The sequence below is a fragment of the Pseudomonas prosekii genome, from assembly GCF_900105155.1.
Taxonomy (GTDB): Bacteria; Pseudomonadota; Gammaproteobacteria; order Pseudomonadales; family Pseudomonadaceae; genus Aquipseudomonas; species Aquipseudomonas prosekii.
In genome coordinates this window covers 140,390-157,648 of the sequence record NZ_LT629762.1, presented here as the reverse complement: position 1 = coordinate 157,648, position 17,259 = coordinate 140,390, and the positions used below count along the sequence as shown (strand labels likewise).

The following is a 17,259-nucleotide window of genomic DNA, read 5'->3' as shown; positions in this document are numbered from 1 at the left end:
TCATGACCCATTCCATTGCATTCAATTTCGAAGACGGCGTCACCCGTTTCATCGACGCCAATGTCGGCGAAACCGTGGCCGATGCCGCGTACCGCCAAGGCATCAATATTCCGCTGGATTGCCGCGACGGCGCCTGCGGCACGTGCAAATGTTTTGCCGAAGCCGGGCGCTACGAGCTGGGCGAGGAATACATCGAAGACGCGCTCAGCGCGGACGAAGCCGCGCAAGGTTTTGTCCTGACCTGCCAGATGCGCGCGCAAAGCGATTGCGTGGTCCGCGTGCCGACGTCGTCGCAGGTGTGCCGCACGCAGCAAGCCAGCTTCGAGGCCAACATCAGCGCCGTGCGCCAGTTGTCCGACAGCACCATTGCGCTGTCGATCAAAGGTGAAGCGTTGAGCAAATTGGCCTTTCTGCCGGGGCAATACGTCAACCTCGGCGTGCCCGGCAGCGAGCAGACCCGCGCCTATTCGTTCAGCTCATTGCAGCGCGATGGCGAGGTCAGTTTTCTGATTCGCAACGTCCCCGGCGGCTTGATGAGCAGCTTCCTCACTGGCATGGCGAAGACCGGCGACAGCATTACTCTAGCCGGGCCGCTGGGTAGCTTTTACCTGCGTGATATCCGTCGGCCGCTGTTGTTGCTGGCGGGTGGCACCGGACTGGCGCCGTTCACCGCCATGCTCGAGAAAATTGCCGAGCAGGGCAGCGAGCAGCCGTTGCATTTGATCTACGGCGTGACCAACGATTTTGACCTGGTCGAAATCGATCGCCTCGAAGGCTTTGCCGCGCGCATTCCCAACTTCAGTTTCAGCGCCTGCGTGGCCAACCCGGACAGCCAACATCCGCTCAAGGGCTACGTCACCCAGCACATCGAGCCACGCCACTTGAACGATGGCGACGTCGACGTCTACCTGTGCGGCCCGCCGCCGATGGTCGAAGCGGTCAGCCACTACATTCGCGAGCAAGGCATTGCCCCGGCGAATTTCTACTACGAGAAGTTTGCGGCCAGCGCGGGGTAAACCTTCGTTTGCACAGACAGCCGTCCATTGTGGGGGCGAGCTTGCTAGTGAAGAGGTCGGGACATTCAACATTGATGTTGTCTGGCAGGGCGCTTTCGCGAGCAGGCTCACGCCTACGGGGATTGGGTCCCGGCAGATACGCCGTATCTGGCCATTGGTCACGAGGTTGGTATGAACAGATTTAAAGACAAAATCGCGCTGATCACCGGCGCCGCGCAGGGCATCGGCCGGCGCGTCGCCGAACGGATGGCGGCGGAAGGGGCGCAATTGATTCTGGTTGATCGCTCTGAATGGGTGTTCGAGGTGCAGAAAGATTTGGCCGCGTTTAGCGAGGTGCTGGCCCTGACCGCCGACCTCGAGGACTACAGCGAATGCACTCGCGTGATGAGCACCGCTGTCGCGCGTTTCGGGCGTCTGGATGTGTTGGTGAATAACGTCGGCGGGACGATCTGGGCCAAGCCGTTCGAGCATTATCAGCCTGAGCAAATCGAAGCCGAGGTGCGCCGCTCGTTGTTCCCGACCTTGTGGTGTTGCCATGCTGCGCTGCCATTAATGCTCGAGCAGGGCAGTGGCGCGATCGTCAATGTTTCCTCGATTGCCACGCGCAGTGTCAATCGAGTGCCGTACGGCGCGGCGAAGGGCGGGGTCAACGCGCTGACCGCGTGCCTGGCGTTTGAAACGGCCGGGCGCGGGGTTCGGGTCAACGCCACGGCGCCGGGCGGCACCGAGGCGCCGCCACGGCTGATCCCGCGCAACACTGCCGAGCAGAGCGCGCAGGAGGAAGTCTGGTATCAGCAGATCGTCGATCAGACGCTCGACAGCAGTTTGATGAAGCGCTACGGCACGCTGGATGAGCAGGCCAGCGCCATCCTGTTTCTGGCCAGCGACGAAGCGTCGTACATCACTGGGATGATCATGCCGGTCGGCGGTGGCGATCAGGGCTGAGGCGCATTACAAACGCCGCTGAAACGCCCGCACGATGCGCAGCGTGGCGTCGCTGATGTTGAGGTTTTGCACGGCGTCCAGCGGATGCCACAGGCAATCGGTGATTTCATTGAGCGGCCGCACATCGTCCAGATTGATCACCGACGCTTCATAAACGTGGTGGCGGGTGCTGCCTGCTTCCAGCTCCATCAGGTAGAGCATGCCGTCGACGCCAAGGCCGGTTTCTTCGGCCAGTTCACGGGTTGCCGCGTTCATGGTGGTTTCGCCGCGCTCGACTTTACCGCCGGGCAAGGTCCAGCGACACCGGGGCTTGCGCACCAGAAGGACGTGTCGGTCTTGCTCGCAAATAACGGTGGCGCGTACTTTCATGTGTTACCCAATTGCCGGTTGTCACAAAACAGTCATAAAAATGCAATATTCGGGCCGAGGCCCCGTGTTTCGTCGCCTTCAGGTGTTCGACTGCTGGCGATTGCGGAAAGTGCAACCTGTAAGGGAATAGGCTCGCGCGACGTCTGGTCGGCACCTTGGCGGGCGTCGGGTGTAAGGTAAGCGCGTCGATTGTGGTTTTTCACTGCCCAGACAGGAGGTGACCATGAGCATTGAAATGCTGACCAAACTGCACATCAACGGTTATGACGTACTCAGCGTTAACCACGGCCCGTGGCGGGTGTGCACCAAAGGTGACCGGTTGGGCGCGTTCGCCAGCCGCGAAGAAGCCCTGGCATTCGCCGCAGCGTTGCCGGTGTACAAGGCGCGGGCGAGCCGGCCGGCGAATAGCCGGTAGGCAATGATGAGCAAAAGCAGCCCCGGCATTTGTCGGGGCTTTTTCATGGGGGAGCAATAATGCAGCGTCCAGCGGCGCAGGGCGGCGGTCGGTTAGCTGGGTTTCGCTGATCGTTTACTGGATGTCTGCGCGTCTACGCGCTACATTCGCCGTTTTTCAGGATGAGGAAGCGTCATGCGGATGTTGATTGCGGGGGTAGCGGTGGCTATGTCGGCGGGTTGTTCATTGCCTGCGTCTTTGGTGCCCGGTGAGCCCAATGTCAGCAAGTACAGCGCCAAACCGCCTAAAGAGTACGCCGCGTGCGTGCTGCCGTTGTGGCAGGCGCAAGTGTCGAAGACCCATCAGATGGGCATTTCCAACGGCTACCGGTTGACTGCGCCGAGCATCATCACGGCGGACGAGATCCTCGACATCGTCAAGTCCAAGGACGGCAGCCGGGTTTCGCTGTATCAAGGGCCGCCGTGGGCGAAATCGGCAGCGATGCGCCAAGCGGTGCGCGACTGCCTGTAAGGTTTGATTGCAGGACAGAACGGATAAAAAAGCAGAAACGAGCGTTTCTGCTTTTTTTTGCTTTTCGGCGGACAGGCTAGTCGGTGATGTCGGTCACGGCGATGGAGTGCTCGGTGGTTGCCGAGGTTTTCTTCTCGCGCCGATCGGTCAGCCAATCATCGACTTGCCCGGAAAACTCTGGCGGTGCCTTGCGTCCGACCTTTCTCGCCAGGTCGATAATCGTCGTCTGCGCAAGCGCGTCTTCCATGCGTTTCTGCGCCGTCATCATCGCTCCATGCACTGCGCAGCGGCCGTCCAGCGCCCATTCCGGCGCCGAGCCTTCGAACAGCGCGCAACGCCCGCGAATCTCGCGGCAATCAAAAATCAGCTTCTGGCCATCGATCGCGTTGACGATGTCGAGCAGGGTAATTTCATCTGCCGGCCTGGCCAGTTTGAAGCCGCCGCGCACGCCTTCAGTGGCTACCACCAATTTTGATTTGGCGAGTTTGGTGAAGATTTTCGCCAGATAGTCCAACGGCACGCCTTGCAGTTCTGCGAGGTCGCGCACGCTCGCTTCCCGCGAATCGCCGCCATGGCCCACCAGAAACAGCAGGCAGTGAATGCCGTACTCGACACCTGCACTGTAAAGAGACATATCAATCTCCGACTAAAGTTGTCGCAAATATTAGCAGCGAGGCAGGAGGGTGGCAACGCGGTTTATTGTGCTGCTTTGCTTTTTCTCTGATCGCCGCGAGCTAGCTAGCCCCGGTTTATGCGGGTTGCGTAGATGGATCGAAAAATCAGATGGGAATGATCAGTAAAGTTGACTTGTGCGGATGATGGGCGACCAATAGAGTCGTAGTTATCGGCGACAAGCCGTCGCGGTTTCCAAACAGATTCATCACCTGGTTTTCCTCTCGGAGCACAACAATGAAAAAGCAGATTCTGGTTATCGGCGCAGGTTTTGGCGGAATGTGGACAGCCTTGAGCGCCACCCGTTTGTTCGATATTCATCAGCACGACGGCGTCGAAGTGACCGTATTGGCCCCGCAGGCCGAGCTGCGGGTGCGTCCGCGCTTCTACGAGCCGAACGCACATCAACTCGCCGCGCCAATCGGCAAACTGTTCGACGCCGTGGGTGTGAAGTTCGTCCAGGGCGCTGCTGAAACCATCGATGTCGCGGAAAAATGCGTGGCGTATCTCGATGCCTTCGGCGCAAAAAAGGTGCTCAGCTACGACAAACTCGTTCTGGCCACCGGCAGCCGTCTCGCTTCGCCGAACACGCCCGGTGTGGTGCAACACGCATTTGATGTCGATCAGATCGAACAAGCCGTGCGCCTGGAAAATCATTTGAAAGCCCTCGCAGACCTGCCGCAAAGCAATGCGCGCAACACCGTGGTCGTTGCCGGTGGCGGTTTTACCGGGATCGAAACTGCGACAGAAATGCCCGCCCGTTTGCGCGCAATTCTGGGCGAGCGTGCTGACATCAACGTCATCATCGTTGATCGCGGCGACAAGGTTGGCGCCTCCATGGGCGAAGAAATCAGCCAGTCAATCGCCGAGGCGAGCACTGAGCTCGGCGTGAAGTGGCAGTTGAAATCGTCGGTGGTCGCGGTTGATGAAAACGGCGTGACACTCGACGATGGTCAGCGCATCGAGGCTAAAACCGTGATCTGGACCACCGGCGTGCGTGCCAGCACCTTGACCGAACAGATCCCCGGCCAGCGCGATGGCCTCGGCCGTTTGCACGTCGATGCACATCTGAAAGTGATCGGCCAGGACGACATTTTCGCCACCGGTGATGTGGCTTACGCGGCGAGCGACGAAATCGGCAATCACGCGCTGATGACCTGCCAGCACGCCATCGTCCTTGGCCGGCATGCGGGCAACAACGTCGCGGCGCAGTTGCTCGGCGTCGAACCAACACCTTACAGCCAACCGAAATATGTCACGTGCCTGGATCTCGGCGCGTGGGGCGCGGTCTACACCGAGGGTTGGGATCGCCAGGTCAAGCTGGTCAAACAGGAAGGCAAGGCGCTTAAAACCACGATTAATACCGTTTGGATTTACCCGCCCGAAGCCAATCGCGAGGCCGCTTGGGCCGCAGCTGATCCGCTGATTCCGATTGCATGAGGCCTAAAATTCCGCACAAATAGTGTTGATATATAAGGGCTTACGGAGCTAATTAACTGAACGGTGCGTAGAAATATCTTGTTTCAAAGTGTTTTAGTAGGTTAATATCGCCCCGCGTTCACCACCACGGTTTATGCATTTTTAAGTCCCAGGCGTCCATCAGCTGCCTGGGATTTTTTTTTGCCTGCGATTTGAGATTCACAGCAATTAACGCCTATCTCTTATATTCATTTAAAGAATAACCAAATCGTTATTTATTCCTTTTGTTGTTTCGCTAGGCGGTGCATGTTGGAGGCCTGCACTCAGTGCCCACTTGCCAAACAACAGACAGGAAGCCGCCACATGACCATCAAAGCGATCAACGTGCGTAACCAGTTCAAAGGCGTCATCAAGGAAATCGTCGAAGGCGAAGTGGTTTCCGAAATCGATGTGCAAACCGCGTCCGGCATCGTCACGTCGGTGATTACCACGCGCTCGGTGCGCGACCTGGAATTGAAGATCGGCAGCGAAGTGATCGCGTTTGTGAAATCCACCGAAGTGTCGATTGCCAAGCTCTGATCGCGGCGATGCCGTTCAGCGTGAGATCAACCCGCGTTCGATCGCGTAGTTGAGCAGCGCCGCAGGCTTGTCGATGTTGAGTTTGCGGCGAATGCTCAGGCGATGGGTTTCCACCGTGCGCACGCTGATGTCGAGCTCGCGGGCCATTTCCTTGTTGTTCAAGCCCAAGACCATTTTGCACAGGACCTCGCTTTCACGCGGGGTCAGCTCGTTGTCGGTCGGGCGTTCGGCGGCGAGTTTCTGCGCGATTTCAGCGCTGTAGAACGTGCCGCCGCTGGCAATCGCTTCGATCGCCGCAATGATCTCCCGCGAAGGTGAATTCTTCAGCACATAACCGCTGGCGCCGGAGCGCACCGACTCGCTGATGTACTCGTTGTTGTCGTACATGCTGAGGATCAGGATTTTGATCGATGGGTAGTCGCGGCGCAAAACCCGGGTCAATTCCAGGCCGTTGATGTCCTTGAGGCCAATGTCCACCAGCAGCAAATCCGGCTGGGTCCGGGCGACCATTTCCAGCGCGCTCGCGCCACTGTCGGCTTCACCGACAATCGCCAGAAAATCCACGACCGCGAGCAACGCGCGAATGCCTTCGCGGACCAGCGAATGATCGTCGACCAGAGCGACGCGGATCGGGAAGGGCAGGCTCATCGGTTCTCTTCTCTTATAGTCGTTTGACGCAAAGCGGCTTCAACCGGCCGGCGCAGTCATGGGCAGCAGCACGTTCAGTTCGCTGCGGCCCGGCGTTGAATGCAGGTCGAGGCGGCCGCCAAAATGCTCGACGCGCTCGCGAATATTGCGCAGGCCGATGCCGGCGTTCAAGCGGTCGATGCGATTCACATTAAAACCGACGCCGTCATCCACCACGATCAGGCGCAATGCCTGCGCCGAGCCCTGCAAGGTAATCGAAACCGTGCTCGCCTGGGCGTGGCGTTCGATGTTGGTCAAGCCTTCCTGGGCGATGCGAAACACCGCCACTGCGGCGCCGTCGACCAGATCGCAGTCGAACAGGTCGCTTTCATAATTGACCTGCAAACCGCTGCGCTGCTGGAACTCGGCGGCCAGTTGGCCGATGGCGGCGGGCAGACCGAGGGTGTCGAGCAGCGACGAACGCAAGTCATGGGAAATGCTCCGGACCTCGCCGATGGCGCTGCCGAGTCGCTCCGTTGCCTCACGCAAAATCGCCAGGCCATTGTCGCGCCCGGCCTCGATCAGATGGCTGGCCAATTCGAATTGAAACTTGATCGACACCAGCAATTGGCTGATGCCGTCATGCAATTCCCGCGAAACCCGTGAGCGTTCTTCTTCCTGCAAACTGACGATGCGCTGGTTGAGGCGCTGGAGTTTTTTGTCCGCCAGTCGATGCTCGCTGACGTTCAACGTCATGCCGCTGACAAACACCAGCAACACCGCAATCAGCGCGACGGCGGTGATTGCCAGCATCGTCCCGTGGATGCCTTGCGCGACTTCATCGCGCGCCTGTTGCGTGGCTTGTTCGACGTCTTCGAGGTAGATGCCGGTGCCGAGCATCCAGCCCCAGCGCTCGAGCATGACCACGTAAGCGAGCTTCTCGGTGACGGCGCCGGTCGAGGGTTTTTTCCATGCATAACGCTGGAACCCGGCACCGGATTCGGCGCTTTTCAGCAGTGCCTGAATCACCGGCAAACCGTGCGGATCGGTCATGTTCCACAAGTCCTGGCCGACCAGGTCGGACTGGCGCGGGTGCATCAGGCTGCGGCCCTGGCGGTCGTAGACAAAAAAGTAACCGTCGAGACCGAAGCTGAGTTTGCGCAGTTCTTCGAGCACGCGCTGCTGCGCCGTCTCATCGCCGGTGCCGTCGGCGTACAGCGGCTCGATCAGACTTTTGGCCATCTCCACGTAGTTTTTCAACTCCGCGCGTTTGCTCGCCAGAATGCTGTCCTCGATCAACTGCGCCTGTTGCTCGCCGAGTTGCCGGTTCTGGAACATCACCAACGCGCAAATGACCGCAATCGCGAGGATCAGCGGCAAGATACCGAGGGCGACGATTTTGTGTTTGAGCTGCATGTTCCCTCCTGTCGAGACCGGACGGGTGACGGATGGCGGGCATCATAGGGCAAAAACCGTTGCGCTTGGCCAGCCTTGCGCGCCGCCGGACTGACGGAAGAATCGTTCTGCGTAGAACTACGTAGACGAGCCTTACGTAGTTCTGCGGATTCCGCTGCTGGCGACATGCGCGGATATTAGGCGGCCTCGCGCCCGACTGTCCGTTGTGGAGCGGGGACCCATTATAAAAATTTCGCCGCGGCCTATCGGACTGCCGGCAGGAGACACGCAATGACCCGTCTGGTTAAACACCTCGCCTGGTTTGTCGTGGCTGTCATTGGAGCGATTGCGCTGAGTGTCGTGGCCCTGCGCCGCGGCGAAGCGATCAACGCCCTCTGGATCGTCGTCGCGGCCATCGCCATCTACCTCGTTGCCTACCGCTATTACAGCCTGTTCATCGCCAACAGGGTGATGCAACTCGATCCCACTCGTGCCACGCCCGCCGTCATCAACAATGATGGCCTGGACTACGTGCCGACCAACAAACACATTCTGTTCGGTCACCACTTCGCTGCCATTGCTGGCGCGGGGCCTTTGGTCGGTCCGGTGCTGGCAGCGCAAATGGGTTACTTGCCCGGCACGCTGTGGCTGATTGCCGGCGTGGTGTTTGCCGGCGCGGTGCAGGACTTCATGGTGCTGTTCCTGTCGACGCGGCGTAATGGCCGTTCGCTCGGCGATATGGTCCGTGAAGAAATGGGCCGTATCCCCGGAACCATCGCGCTGTTTGGCTGCTTCCTGATCATGATCATCATCCTCGCGGTGTTGGCGCTGATCGTCGTTAAAGCCTTGGCTGACAGCCCGTGGGGCATGTTCACGGTGATGGCGACCATTCCGATCGCGATGTTTATGGGCATTTACATGCGCTACATCCGTCCGGGGCGCATTGGCGAAATCTCGTTGATCGGCGTGGCGTTGCTGCTCGGTTCGATTTTCGTCGGTGGGCAGATTGCGGCTGATCCGCAGTGGGCCAAAGTCTTCAGTTTCACCGGGGTGCAGATCACCTGGATGCTGATTGGTTACGGGTTTGTCGCGGCGGTGCTGCCGGTCTGGCTGATTCTGGCGCCGCGCGATTACCTGTCGACGTTCCTCAAGATCGGCACCATTCTCGCGTTGGCAGTTGGCATTCTGATCACCATGCCCGAGCTGAAAATGCCGGCGCTGACGCAATTCATCGACGGCACCGGGCCGGTGTGGAAGGGCGGTTTGTTCCCGTTCCTGTTCATCACCATTGCCTGTGGCGCGGTTTCGGGTTTCCACGCACTGATTGCTTCCGGCACCACGCCGAAACTGCTCGCCAGTGAGGGCCACGCGCGGTACATCGGTTACGGCGGCATGCTCATGGAATCCTTCGTCGCGATCATGGCCATGGTCGCCGCTTCGGTGATTGAGCCGGGCGTGTACTTCGCCATGAACAGCCCGGCCGCTGTGGTCGGTGCCGACGTGGTAACCGTCGCGCAAACCGTCAGCAGTTGGGGTTTTGCGATTACCCCGGAAGCGCTGCAAGCGGTCGCGCATGACATCGGCGAGACGACGATTCTGGCGCGTGCCGGTGGTGCGCCGACGCTGGCGGTCGGGATCGCGCAGATCCTGCACAGCGTGCTGCCGGGTGAAAACACCATGGCGTTCTGGTACCACTTCGCGATTCTGTTCGAGGCGTTGTTTATCCTGACGGCGGTGGACGCGGGTACGCGTGCCGGACGGTTCATGCTTCAGGATTTGCTGGGTTCGTTCGTTCCGGCGCTGAAACGCACTGAATCCTGGACCGCCAACCTGATCGCCACCGCCGGTTGTGTGGCGATGTGGGGCTGGTTGTTGTATCAGGGTGTGATCGATCCGCTGGGCGGGATCAATACCTTGTGGCCGCTGTTCGGCATCTCTAACCAGATGCTCGCCGGCATCGCGCTGATGCTTGCCACGGTTGTGCTGATCAAAATGAAACGCCAACGCTACATCTGGGTGACCATGCTGCCAGCGGTCTGGCTGCTGATCTGCACCACCACGGCGGGTTTCATCAAGCTGTTCGACGCGAATCCGGCGATCGGCTTCCTGTCGCTGGCGCGTAAATACAGCGATGCTTTGGCCAATGGCCAGATCCTCGCTCCGGCCAAGGACATTACGCAGATGAACCACGTCATCTTCAATGCCTACACCAACGCGACGCTGACGGCACTGTTCCTGTTTGTGGTGTTCAGCATTCTGTTCTACGCGCTCAAAGTCGGGATTGCCGCTTGGGGCACCAAGGAACGCACGGATAAGGAAGCGCCATTCCAGGCGCTGCCGGATGCTTGATCGAGGATTGCAACGATGTTCAATGACCTGAGTCGCCTCGGTAAATACCTCGGTCAGGCCGCGCGCCTGATGGTCGGCATGCCCGACTACGACAACTACGTCGAGCACATGCAAACCAACCACCCGGACAAACCGGTGATGACCTACGAAATGTTCTTCCGCGAACGTCAGGAAGCACGTTACGGCGGCAAATCCGGGCCGAAGTGTTGTTAAACGGCTGTCATTGAAGCAACGCAAAACCCTGTGGGAGCCGAGCTTGCTCGCGATAGCGGTCTGACATTCAGCAACGGTGTTGAAGGTTCAATCGCCATCGCGAGCAAGCTCGGCTCCTACATTTGATTTGCGGTGCACACAAATCTGCGCACAACAGAAATCCCCTGTAGGGGCCGAGCTCTTGGGGAAAGCCTTGCTTCCCCAAGGCCTCACCTGACTGGCGGTTATTGCCAGGAAAATGCCGAAAGAGTACAAATGTACTCCATGACGACTCTCACTCCCCGCCGTACCGCCATCCTGACTTTTATCCGTGATCGAATCGCGGAGCACGGTCAGTCTCCGAGCCTTGCTGAAATCAGCGAGGCTTTTGGTTTTGCCTCGCGCAGCGTGGCGCGCAAGCATGTGCTGGCGCTGACCGAAGCCGGTTTTATCGAGGTCAACCCGAATCAGGCGCGGGGCATTCGCTTGCTCGGGCAACCGCCGCGCCCCGAACTGCTGGACATCCCGGTGCTCGGTCGCGTAGCAGCGGGGGCACCGATTGGTGCCGATGCCGAGGTCCACAGCCGTTTGCTGTTCGACCCGGCAATCTTCTCCCGCGTCCCGGATTACATGCTGCGGGTCCAGGGCGACTCGATGATCGAGGACGGCATCCTCGACGGTGATCTGGTAGGCGTGCACCGCAATCCCGAGGCCTACAACGGGCAGATCGTGGTCGCGCGGCTTGACGGCGAAGTCACCATCAAGCGTTTCGAACGGGTCGGCGACAGCGTGCGACTGCTGCCGCGCAACCCGGCCTATAAGCCGATCATCGTCGATGCCGATCAGGACCTGGCCATCGAAGGCGTGTTCTGCGGTCTGGTGAGGCAAGGATGATGGGCGCCGTCGTTGCGTTGGATACGCTGTTCAATGGCGGCCAGGTCTGGAAGGGCCGTCCTGCGCCACCGGCCGTCAGCCCGCAACCCACCGGGCACGCGGCGCTGGATGCGGCGCTGCCGAGCGGTGGCTGGCCGGAAGCGGCGCTGACCGAAATCCTCCTGAGCGGGCAGGGCGTCGGCGAATTGCAATTGGTGTGGCCGGCGCTGGCGCGGCTGGCGGCGGCGGGCGAGCGCATCGTGCTGATCGCGCCGCCCTACGTACCGTATCCGCAAGCCTGGCAGAACGCCGGAGTCGATCTGCGCCAGTTGTCGATCATTCAGGCCAGTGAACGCGATGCCCTGTGGGCGGCGGAACAATGCCTGCGCTCGGGAAGTTGCGGCGCGGTCCTGTGTTGGCCGCACAAGGCCGATGACCGCGCGTTGCGGCGCTTGCAGGTAGCGGCGGAAACCGGCTCGACCCTGGCGTTTGCCTACCGCTCGATGGCCGAAGCGGTAAACCCCTCGCCGGCAGCGCTGCGCATTGCTATCGACGCCAAACCTGCGCAATTGCGAGTGCTCAAGTGCCGGGGCGGATTGGCGCGCACGGCGCCGATTGCTTTCGCGATGGGACATTGAGGTTGCCATGCGCTGGGTGTGCATTCTTTTCCCGCAATTGGCGCTGGACGCGGTACTGCGTCAGCGTCCCGACCCCCATGAGCCGCTGGCGTTGCTGACCGGCCCGGCCCAGCGTCGGGTGTTGCAAGCGGTCAACGCCTCGGCCCGCGCGCTCGGTTTGCGCCCCGGCCAGTCAATGACCGCCGCTCAAGCATTGAGCAAAGGTTTTGTCACGGCGGAATACGACGCCGCCGAAATCGAACACTGGCAACAATTTCTCGCCGCGTGGGCCTATCGCTTCAGTTCCCAGGTCAGCGTGCATTACCCGCGTGCCGTGGTATTTGAAATCGAGTCGAGCCTGGGCCTGTTCGGCGCGTGGCCACAATTTGAAGCGCGATTGCGCAGCGAACTCGCCGAACTGGGCTTTCGTCATCGCATCGTCGCCGCACCCAATCCCGTGGCGGCGCGGGTGCTGGCCAATGTCTATGACGGGCTGGTGGTGCCGGACGATCAGGCCTTGCGTTATCACCTGGGGCAATTGCCGGTCGACCGCATCGCCCTCGAATCCTCGGTGGCCACGGCGTTGTCGCGCATGGGGCTGCGCACTTTGAGCCAGGTTCAGGCATTGCCGCGCCATACCCTGGCCCGGCGTTTCGAGGCCCAGGCGCTCAAGCATCTGGACGCCTTGCTCGGCTTGCGCCACTTGGCCCTGGCGTTTTACCTGCCGCCGGATCGGTTTGATGTGCGCATCGAACTCAATTTCGACGTGCAATCCCATCAGGCACTGCTGTTCCCCTTGCGTCGCTTGACCGGCGATCTGTCGGCATTCCTTTGCGGTCGGGACAGCGGCGTGCAGCGTTTCGACCTGCATCTGGAGCACGCCGGGTTGCCGGACACAGTGATCAAGGTCGGCCTGCTCAGCGCCGAGCGCGATCCGGCGATGCTCTTCGAACTGGCGCGCGGGCGCTTGGAGCAAGTGCAGGTCGAAGCCCCGGTACGCGGTTTTCGCTTGTCTGCCGAAGACCTGCCGAGTTTCGTGCCGCAGCGCCAGGAACTGTTCGACGACCGCCCGCAGCAGTCCTTGCCCTGGGAGCAATTACGCGAACGCCTGCGGGCGCGGTTGGGCGACGAAGCGGTGCAGGGTTTGCGTTTTCAGGCCGATCACCGACCCGAATGCACGTGGCAAACCAGCGTCGACAACCAGCCCTGCGGCGGGCTGCCGGGGGTGCAGCGGCCGGGCTGGCTGCTGACCGAACCGATGGCCGTGCACGAAGGCTCGGCGCGTATTCTCATGGGCCCGGAACGCATCGAATCCGGTTGGTGGGACGGCGCCGATGTGCGCCGCGATTATTACTTGATCCAGACCCGCGCCGGCCAACAGGGCTGGGCTTATCGCGCGGTGGGTGAGGGCGGTCCGCTGTGGCTGCAAGGCTGGTTCGCATGAGCATCGACGGTGCCAAATATGCTGACTGTAGCGGCTATGCCGAACTGCATTGCCTGTCGAACTTCAGCTTCCAGCGCGGCGCATCCAGTGCGCTGGAATTGTTTCAACGGGCGAAACGCCAGGGTTATCAGGCCTTGGCGATCACCGATGAATGCACCTTGTCCGGGATTGTCCGGGCCTGGCAATCGGCGAAATCCGTCGAACTGCCGCTGATCATCGGCAGCGAAATTCGCATCGAGGATGGTCCGAAACTGGTGCTGCTGGTGGAAAACCTCGAGGGTTATCAGGCGTTGTGCCGTTTGATCACCCGCGCCCGCCGCCGCACGCAAAAAGGCCAGTACCAAGTGCTGCGCGAGGATTTCAGCGAGCCGTTGCCGGGGCTGTTGGCGTTGTGGGTGCCGGACGCGGTCGATGATTTTGCCAGCGGTGATTGGCTCAAGCAGACCTTTGCCGAACGCCTGTGGCTGGCGGTCCAGTTGCATTGCGGGCAGGACGACAGCCGCCGCTTGAACGATTTGTTGCTGCTGGCCAGGGAGTTGCGCATCCCGGCGGTGGCCAGCGGCGATGTGCACATGCACGCCCGTGGCCGGCGCGCGTTGCAGGACACCATGACCGCGATCCGCCATCACCTGCCGGTGGCGGCGGCGGGTTTGCGTTTGCACCCCAACGGCGAGCGGCATTTGCGCAGCCTCGACGCGCTGCAATCGATTTATCCGCAAGCGCTGCTCGATGAAACGCGGGTGATTGCCCGGCGCTGCACGTTCGACCTGGGGCAATTGCGCTACCAATACCCCCGCGAGTTGGTGCCGCACGGCCAGACGGCGACTTCATGGCTGCGACATTTGACCGAAGAAGGCATCAAGTGGCGCTGGCCCAAGGCGCCGCAAGCCAAGGTGCTGGCGCAGATTGATAAAGAGCTGGAGCTGATTGCCGAGCTGGGCTACGAGAGCTATTTCCTCACGGTTCACGACATCGTCCGTTACGCCCGCGAACAGAAAATCCTTTGTCAGGGCCGTGGTTCGGCAGCCAACTCGGCCGTGTGTTTTGCCTTGGGCATTACCGAAATCGATCCGGATCGCACCACGTTGCTGTTCGAGCGCTTTCTGTCGAAGGAGCGCAACGAGCCGCCAGACATCGACGTCGATTTCGAGCACGAGCGCCGCGAAGAAGTTTTGCAGTATGTGTTCCAGCGTTACGGCCGCAGCCGCGCAGCGTTGACCGCGGTGGTCAGCACTTACCACGCGGCTGGCGCGGTGCGCGATGTCGCCAAGGCATTGGGTTTGCCGCCGGACCAAGTGAATGCGCTGGCCGATTGCTGCGGTCACTGGAGCGACAAGACGCCGCCCGTCGAGCGCTTGCGTGAAGGCGGTTTTGACCCCGAGAGCCCGGTCCTGCATCGGGTGTTGAGCCTGACTGCGCAGTTGATCGGTTTTCCCCGTCACCTGTCCCAGCATCCCGGAGGCTTCGTTATTTCCGAGCAGCCGCTGGACACGCTGGTGCCAGTGGAAAACGCGGCGATGGCCGAGCGCACGATTATCCAGTGGGACAAGGATGACCTCGACGCGGTCGGCCTGCTCAAGGTCGATATCCTCGCGCTGGGCATGCTCAGCGCAATCCGCCGCTGCTTCGATCTGCTGCGCCGGCACCGCAATCTGGACTTGAGCCTGGCGACGGTGCCCGCCGAAGACTCGCTGACCTACGACATGATTGGCCGGGCGGACACGGTCGGCGTCTTTCAGATTGAATCCCGGGCGCAGATGTCGATGCTGCCGCGGCTCAAACCGCGCGAATTCTATGACTTGGTGATCGAGGTGGCGATCGTCCGTCCGGGGCCGATCCAGGGCGGCATGGTGCACCCGTACCTGCGCCGTCGAAACAAGCAGGAATCCGAGGTCTATCCATCGCCAGCTCTGGAAGTGGTGCTCAAACGCACCTTGGGCGTGCCGCTGTTTCAGGAGCAGGTGATGCAGATCGCCATCGTCGCCGCCGACTACAGCCCCGGCGAGGCCGATCAGTTGCGCCGCTCCATGGCGGCGTGGAAACGTCACGGCGGACTGGAACCACACAAGGAACGCCTCGCCGCCGGGATGAAAAAGAACGGCTACACCGCAGAATTCGCCGCGCAGCTTTTCGAACAGATCAAAGGCTTCGGCAGCTACGGTTTTCCCGAGTCCCACGCCGCCAGTTTTGCCCTGCTGACCTACGCCAGTTGCTGGCTCAAATGCCACGAACCTGCGGCGTTCGCCTGTGCGCTGATCAATAGCTGGCCGATGGGTTTTTACAACCCGGACCAGATTCTGCAGGACGCCCGCCGGCATCATTTGCAGATTCGCCCGGTGGACGTGCGCGCCAGCGACTGGGATTGCAGCCTGGAACCGATCAGCGGCGCGCAACCGGCGATTCGCATGGGTTTGCGGATGATCAAGGGGTTTCGCGAAGACGATGCCCGACGCATCGAGGCGGCGCGGTCGAGGGGCGCGTTTGTCGATGTCGCCGACCTGGGCGAACGTGCGCAACTCGACGCCCGCGCCCAGGAGCAATTGGCGGATGCCGGGGCCCTGCGCGGGTTGGCCGGGGATCGTCATCGGGCGCGCTGGGAAGTGGCGGGGGTGCAGAAACAGCTCGGGTTGTTTGCCGGTTTACCGAGTCAGGAAGAGGTGGAGGTCTCGTTGCCCAAACCGACCGTGGGCGAGGATTTGCACGCCGATTACGCGACGGTCGGCACCACGCTCGGCCCGCACCCGCTGGCGTTGCTGCGCGCCGAACTCAAGGCCCGACGTTGTCGCAGCTCCCGGGAATTACTCGACGTCGAGCACGGGCGCCCGGTCAGCGTCGCCGGGCTGGTGACCGGGCGCCAACGACCGGGCACTGCCAGCGGCGTGACTTTCGTGACCCTTGAAGACGAATTCGGCAACGTCAACGTGGTGGTCTGGCGCGACTTGGCCGAACGCCAACGCCAGGTGCTGGTCGGCGCGCAATTGCTCAAGGTCGATGGGCGCTGGGAAAGGGAAGGCGAGGTGCGGCACCTGATCGCCGGACGCATGAGCGATTTGAGCCCGCTGCTGGACGGCATCCACGTGCGCAGTCGGGATTTTCATTGAGTGCCGATCATTCCCACGCGGAGCATGGGAACGACCAAACGATTACTTACCAACCGGCCAAAACCGTTCACCGCCCCCCGGCGCCTCGGTCCACGCCTGCAACGAGCGGGTTGGCAAGTCGAAATAATCGCGGGTTCGTGCATAACCGTGGCCGCCCATGCGCCCGATCGCGTCCAGGCCCAATTGGTCGATGTACAGGGTTTTCGGGTCGATCAATTCGTCGCGCACATGCGCCATCAAGACCTCGCCAAAAATGATCTCCCGCGATTGGCCAATCGACAGCGCCATCATTCGTCGACACTCCAGCGCCACCGGGGCTTCGCCGATGCGTGGGCATTTGACCGTGGTGCCGGGGATCGCGGTGAGGCCGGCGGCGGTCAGTTCGTCAAATCCCGGCGCGAACGGCACGGCGCAGACGTTCATCGCTTCCACCAGCGCATCGCTGACGATATTCACGGTGAATTCCTGATTGAGCTGGATGTTGCGCGTGGTGTCCTTGGGGCTCTGGTCGCCGTAGTTTTCCACGCCGAGCGCGAGGATCGGCGGGTCGGCCGACAACGCATTGAAGAAACTGAACGGCGCGGCGTTGATCCGGCCTTCGCCATCAATGGTGGTGACCAGCGCAATCGGCCGAGGCACGACGCTGCCGATCAGGATCTTGTATTTGTCGCGTGGGCTCAGTTGGCTGAAATCGAAACTTTGCATGGCAGCTCTCTATGAAAAAATGCGCTATGAA

The 17,259-nt window shown here is 60.9% G+C and carries 17 protein-coding genes; 12 read left to right on the top strand and 5 right to left on the bottom strand.

What is annotated here, in order from left to right:
• Positions 1-2 precede the first annotated feature (2 nt).
• The gene (benC, locus tag BLU01_RS00710) at positions 3-1,016 is read left to right on the top strand and encodes a benzoate 1,2-dioxygenase electron transfer component BenC (RefSeq protein WP_092269441.1); all 1,014 of its coding nucleotides are present in this window, start codon (positions 3-5) and stop codon (positions 1,014-1,016) included.
• A 171-nt stretch (positions 1,017-1,187) separates the two neighbouring features.
• Positions 1,188-1,961: a 1,6-dihydroxycyclohexa-2,4-diene-1-carboxylate dehydrogenase gene (locus BLU01_RS00705; RefSeq protein WP_092269438.1), complete on the top strand. Its 774-nt coding sequence runs from the start codon at positions 1,188-1,190 to the stop codon at positions 1,959-1,961.
• Positions 1,962-1,967: 6 nt separating this feature from the next.
• Here the strand turns inward: BLU01_RS00705 and BLU01_RS00700 are convergent, their stop codons facing one another.
• Entirely contained in the window at positions 1,968-2,330 is a 363-nt protein-coding gene (locus BLU01_RS00700) for an NUDIX hydrolase (protein WP_092269435.1), read from the bottom strand.
• Between the two features lie 223 nt (positions 2,331-2,553).
• Here BLU01_RS00700 and BLU01_RS00695 point away from each other — a divergent pair, with 223 nt between their 5' ends.
• Together BLU01_RS00695 and BLU01_RS00690 are read left to right on the top strand one after the other, a co-directional pair.
• Positions 2,554-2,745 (top strand): DUF2188 domain-containing protein, encoded by a 192-nt coding sequence (locus BLU01_RS00695; RefSeq protein ID WP_092269432.1) that lies wholly within the window; start codon positions 2,554-2,556, stop codon positions 2,743-2,745.
• Between the two features lie 174 nt (positions 2,746-2,919).
• A complete protein-coding gene (locus tag BLU01_RS00690; RefSeq protein ID WP_092269429.1) occupies positions 2,920-3,255 on the top strand; it encodes a hypothetical protein in 336 nt (111 codons plus the stop codon).
• A gap of 76 nt (positions 3,256-3,331) precedes the next feature.
• Here BLU01_RS00690 and BLU01_RS00685 read toward each other — a convergent pair whose 3' ends face one another.
• Positions 3,332-3,889 carry an RrF2 family transcriptional regulator gene (locus BLU01_RS00685; RefSeq protein ID WP_092269426.1) on the bottom strand — a complete coding sequence of 186 codons (558 nt, stop codon included), beginning with the start codon at positions 3,887-3,889 and terminating at the stop codon, positions 3,332-3,334.
• Between the two features lie 275 nt (positions 3,890-4,164).
• On the opposite strand from BLU01_RS00685, the gene BLU01_RS00680 reads away from it, so the two are divergent.
• Positions 4,165-5,367 (top strand): NAD(P)/FAD-dependent oxidoreductase, encoded by a 1,203-nt coding sequence (locus BLU01_RS00680; RefSeq protein ID WP_092269423.1) that lies wholly within the window; start codon positions 4,165-4,167, stop codon positions 5,365-5,367.
• Between the two features lie 342 nt (positions 5,368-5,709).
• Positions 5,710-5,925 carry a TOBE domain-containing protein gene (locus BLU01_RS00675; RefSeq protein ID WP_059404251.1) on the top strand — a complete coding sequence of 72 codons (216 nt, stop codon included), beginning with the start codon at positions 5,710-5,712 and terminating at the stop codon, positions 5,923-5,925.
• A 15-nt stretch (positions 5,926-5,940) separates the two neighbouring features.
• Here BLU01_RS00675 and BLU01_RS00670 read toward each other — a convergent pair whose 3' ends face one another.
• Together BLU01_RS00670 and BLU01_RS00665 are read right to left on the bottom strand one after the other, a co-directional pair.
• Entirely contained in the window at positions 5,941-6,573 is a 633-nt protein-coding gene (locus BLU01_RS00670; RefSeq protein ID WP_092269420.1) for a response regulator, read from the bottom strand.
• Between the two features lie 39 nt (positions 6,574-6,612).
• Positions 6,613-7,968, bottom strand: coding sequence for a cache domain-containing protein (locus BLU01_RS00665; protein WP_092269417.1), 1,356 nt, complete (start codon positions 7,966-7,968; stop codon positions 6,613-6,615).
• A 270-nt stretch (positions 7,969-8,238) separates the two neighbouring features.
• Here BLU01_RS00665 and BLU01_RS00660 point away from each other — a divergent pair, with 270 nt between their 5' ends.
• The 6 genes from BLU01_RS00660 to BLU01_RS00635 all read left to right on the top strand — a co-directional run bounded on the left by BLU01_RS00660 (position 8,239) and on the right by BLU01_RS00635 (position 16,523).
• Positions 8,239-10,296 (top strand): carbon starvation CstA family protein, encoded by a 2,058-nt coding sequence (locus BLU01_RS00660; protein ID WP_092269414.1) that lies wholly within the window; start codon positions 8,239-8,241, stop codon positions 10,294-10,296.
• 15 nt (positions 10,297-10,311) lie between these two features.
• Positions 10,312-10,509, top strand: a complete 198-nt coding sequence (locus BLU01_RS00655; protein ID WP_092269411.1) for a YbdD/YjiX family protein — start codon at positions 10,312-10,314, stop codon at positions 10,507-10,509.
• A gap of 255 nt (positions 10,510-10,764) precedes the next feature.
• Positions 10,765-11,382, top strand: coding sequence for a transcriptional repressor LexA (lexA, locus tag BLU01_RS00650; protein WP_092269407.1), 618 nt, complete (start codon positions 10,765-10,767; stop codon positions 11,380-11,382).
• The gene (gene imuA, locus BLU01_RS00645) at positions 11,382-11,999 is read left to right on the top strand and encodes a translesion DNA synthesis-associated protein ImuA (RefSeq protein WP_092269404.1); all 618 of its coding nucleotides are present in this window, start codon (positions 11,382-11,384) and stop codon (positions 11,997-11,999) included. The genes lexA and imuA overlap by 1 nt, the downstream gene beginning before the upstream one ends.
• Before the next feature lie 7 nt (positions 12,000-12,006).
• A complete protein-coding gene (locus BLU01_RS00640; protein WP_092269402.1) occupies positions 12,007-13,422 on the top strand; it encodes a Y-family DNA polymerase in 1,416 nt (471 codons plus the stop codon).
• Positions 13,419-16,523 carry an error-prone DNA polymerase gene (locus tag BLU01_RS00635; protein ID WP_092269399.1) on the top strand — a complete coding sequence of 1,035 codons (3,105 nt, stop codon included), beginning with the start codon at positions 13,419-13,421 and terminating at the stop codon, positions 16,521-16,523. Before BLU01_RS00640 ends, BLU01_RS00635 begins: the two co-directional genes overlap by 4 nt.
• Positions 16,524-16,565: 42 nt before the next feature.
• On the opposite strand, the gene BLU01_RS00630 is transcribed toward BLU01_RS00635, so the two are convergent.
• Positions 16,566-17,228, bottom strand: coding sequence for a flavin reductase family protein (locus BLU01_RS00630; RefSeq protein ID WP_092269396.1), 663 nt, complete (start codon positions 17,226-17,228; stop codon positions 16,566-16,568).
• Positions 17,229-17,259: the final 31 nt, after the last annotated feature.

What these genes read in the sequence shown, in the direction of transcription:
- BLU01_RS00700 (WP_092269435.1), bottom strand. Translation starts at nt 2,330, where the DNA reads ATGAAAGTACGCGCCACCGTTATTTGCGAGCAAGACCGACACGTCCTT.
- BLU01_RS00685 (WP_092269426.1), bottom strand. Translation starts at nt 3,889, where the DNA reads ATGTCTCTTTACAGTGCAGGTGTCGAGTACGGCATTCACTGCCTGCTG.
- BLU01_RS00660 (WP_092269414.1), top strand. Translation starts at nt 8,239, where the DNA reads ATGACCCGTCTGGTTAAACACCTCGCCTGGTTTGTCGTGGCTGTCATT.
- imuA (WP_092269404.1), top strand. Translation starts at nt 11,382, where the DNA reads ATGGGCGCCGTCGTTGCGTTGGATACGCTGTTCAATGGCGGCCAGGTC.
- BLU01_RS00690 (WP_092269429.1), top strand. Translation starts at nt 2,920, where the DNA reads ATGCGGATGTTGATTGCGGGGGTAGCGGTGGCTATGTCGGCGGGTTGT.
- lexA (WP_092269407.1), top strand. Translation starts at nt 10,765, where the DNA reads ATGTACTCCATGACGACTCTCACTCCCCGCCGTACCGCCATCCTGACT.
- benC (WP_092269441.1), top strand. Translation starts at nt 3, where the DNA reads ATGACCCATTCCATTGCATTCAATTTCGAAGACGGCGTCACCCGTTTC.
- BLU01_RS00640 (WP_092269402.1), top strand. Translation starts at nt 12,007, where the DNA reads ATGCGCTGGGTGTGCATTCTTTTCCCGCAATTGGCGCTGGACGCGGTA.
- BLU01_RS00655 (WP_092269411.1), top strand. Translation starts at nt 10,312, where the DNA reads ATGTTCAATGACCTGAGTCGCCTCGGTAAATACCTCGGTCAGGCCGCG.
- BLU01_RS00695 (WP_092269432.1), top strand. Translation starts at nt 2,554, where the DNA reads ATGAGCATTGAAATGCTGACCAAACTGCACATCAACGGTTATGACGTA.
- BLU01_RS00680 (WP_092269423.1), top strand. Translation starts at nt 4,165, where the DNA reads ATGAAAAAGCAGATTCTGGTTATCGGCGCAGGTTTTGGCGGAATGTGG.
- BLU01_RS00670 (WP_092269420.1), bottom strand. Translation starts at nt 6,573, where the DNA reads ATGAGCCTGCCCTTCCCGATCCGCGTCGCTCTGGTCGACGATCATTCG.
- BLU01_RS00705 (WP_092269438.1), top strand. Translation starts at nt 1,188, where the DNA reads ATGAACAGATTTAAAGACAAAATCGCGCTGATCACCGGCGCCGCGCAG.
- BLU01_RS00665 (WP_092269417.1), bottom strand. Translation starts at nt 7,968, where the DNA reads ATGCAGCTCAAACACAAAATCGTCGCCCTCGGTATCTTGCCGCTGATC.
- BLU01_RS00630 (WP_092269396.1), bottom strand. Translation starts at nt 17,228, where the DNA reads ATGCAAAGTTTCGATTTCAGCCAACTGAGCCCACGCGACAAATACAAG.
- BLU01_RS00635 (WP_092269399.1), top strand. Translation starts at nt 13,419, where the DNA reads ATGAGCATCGACGGTGCCAAATATGCTGACTGTAGCGGCTATGCCGAA.
- BLU01_RS00675 (WP_059404251.1), top strand. Translation starts at nt 5,710, where the DNA reads ATGACCATCAAAGCGATCAACGTGCGTAACCAGTTCAAAGGCGTCATC.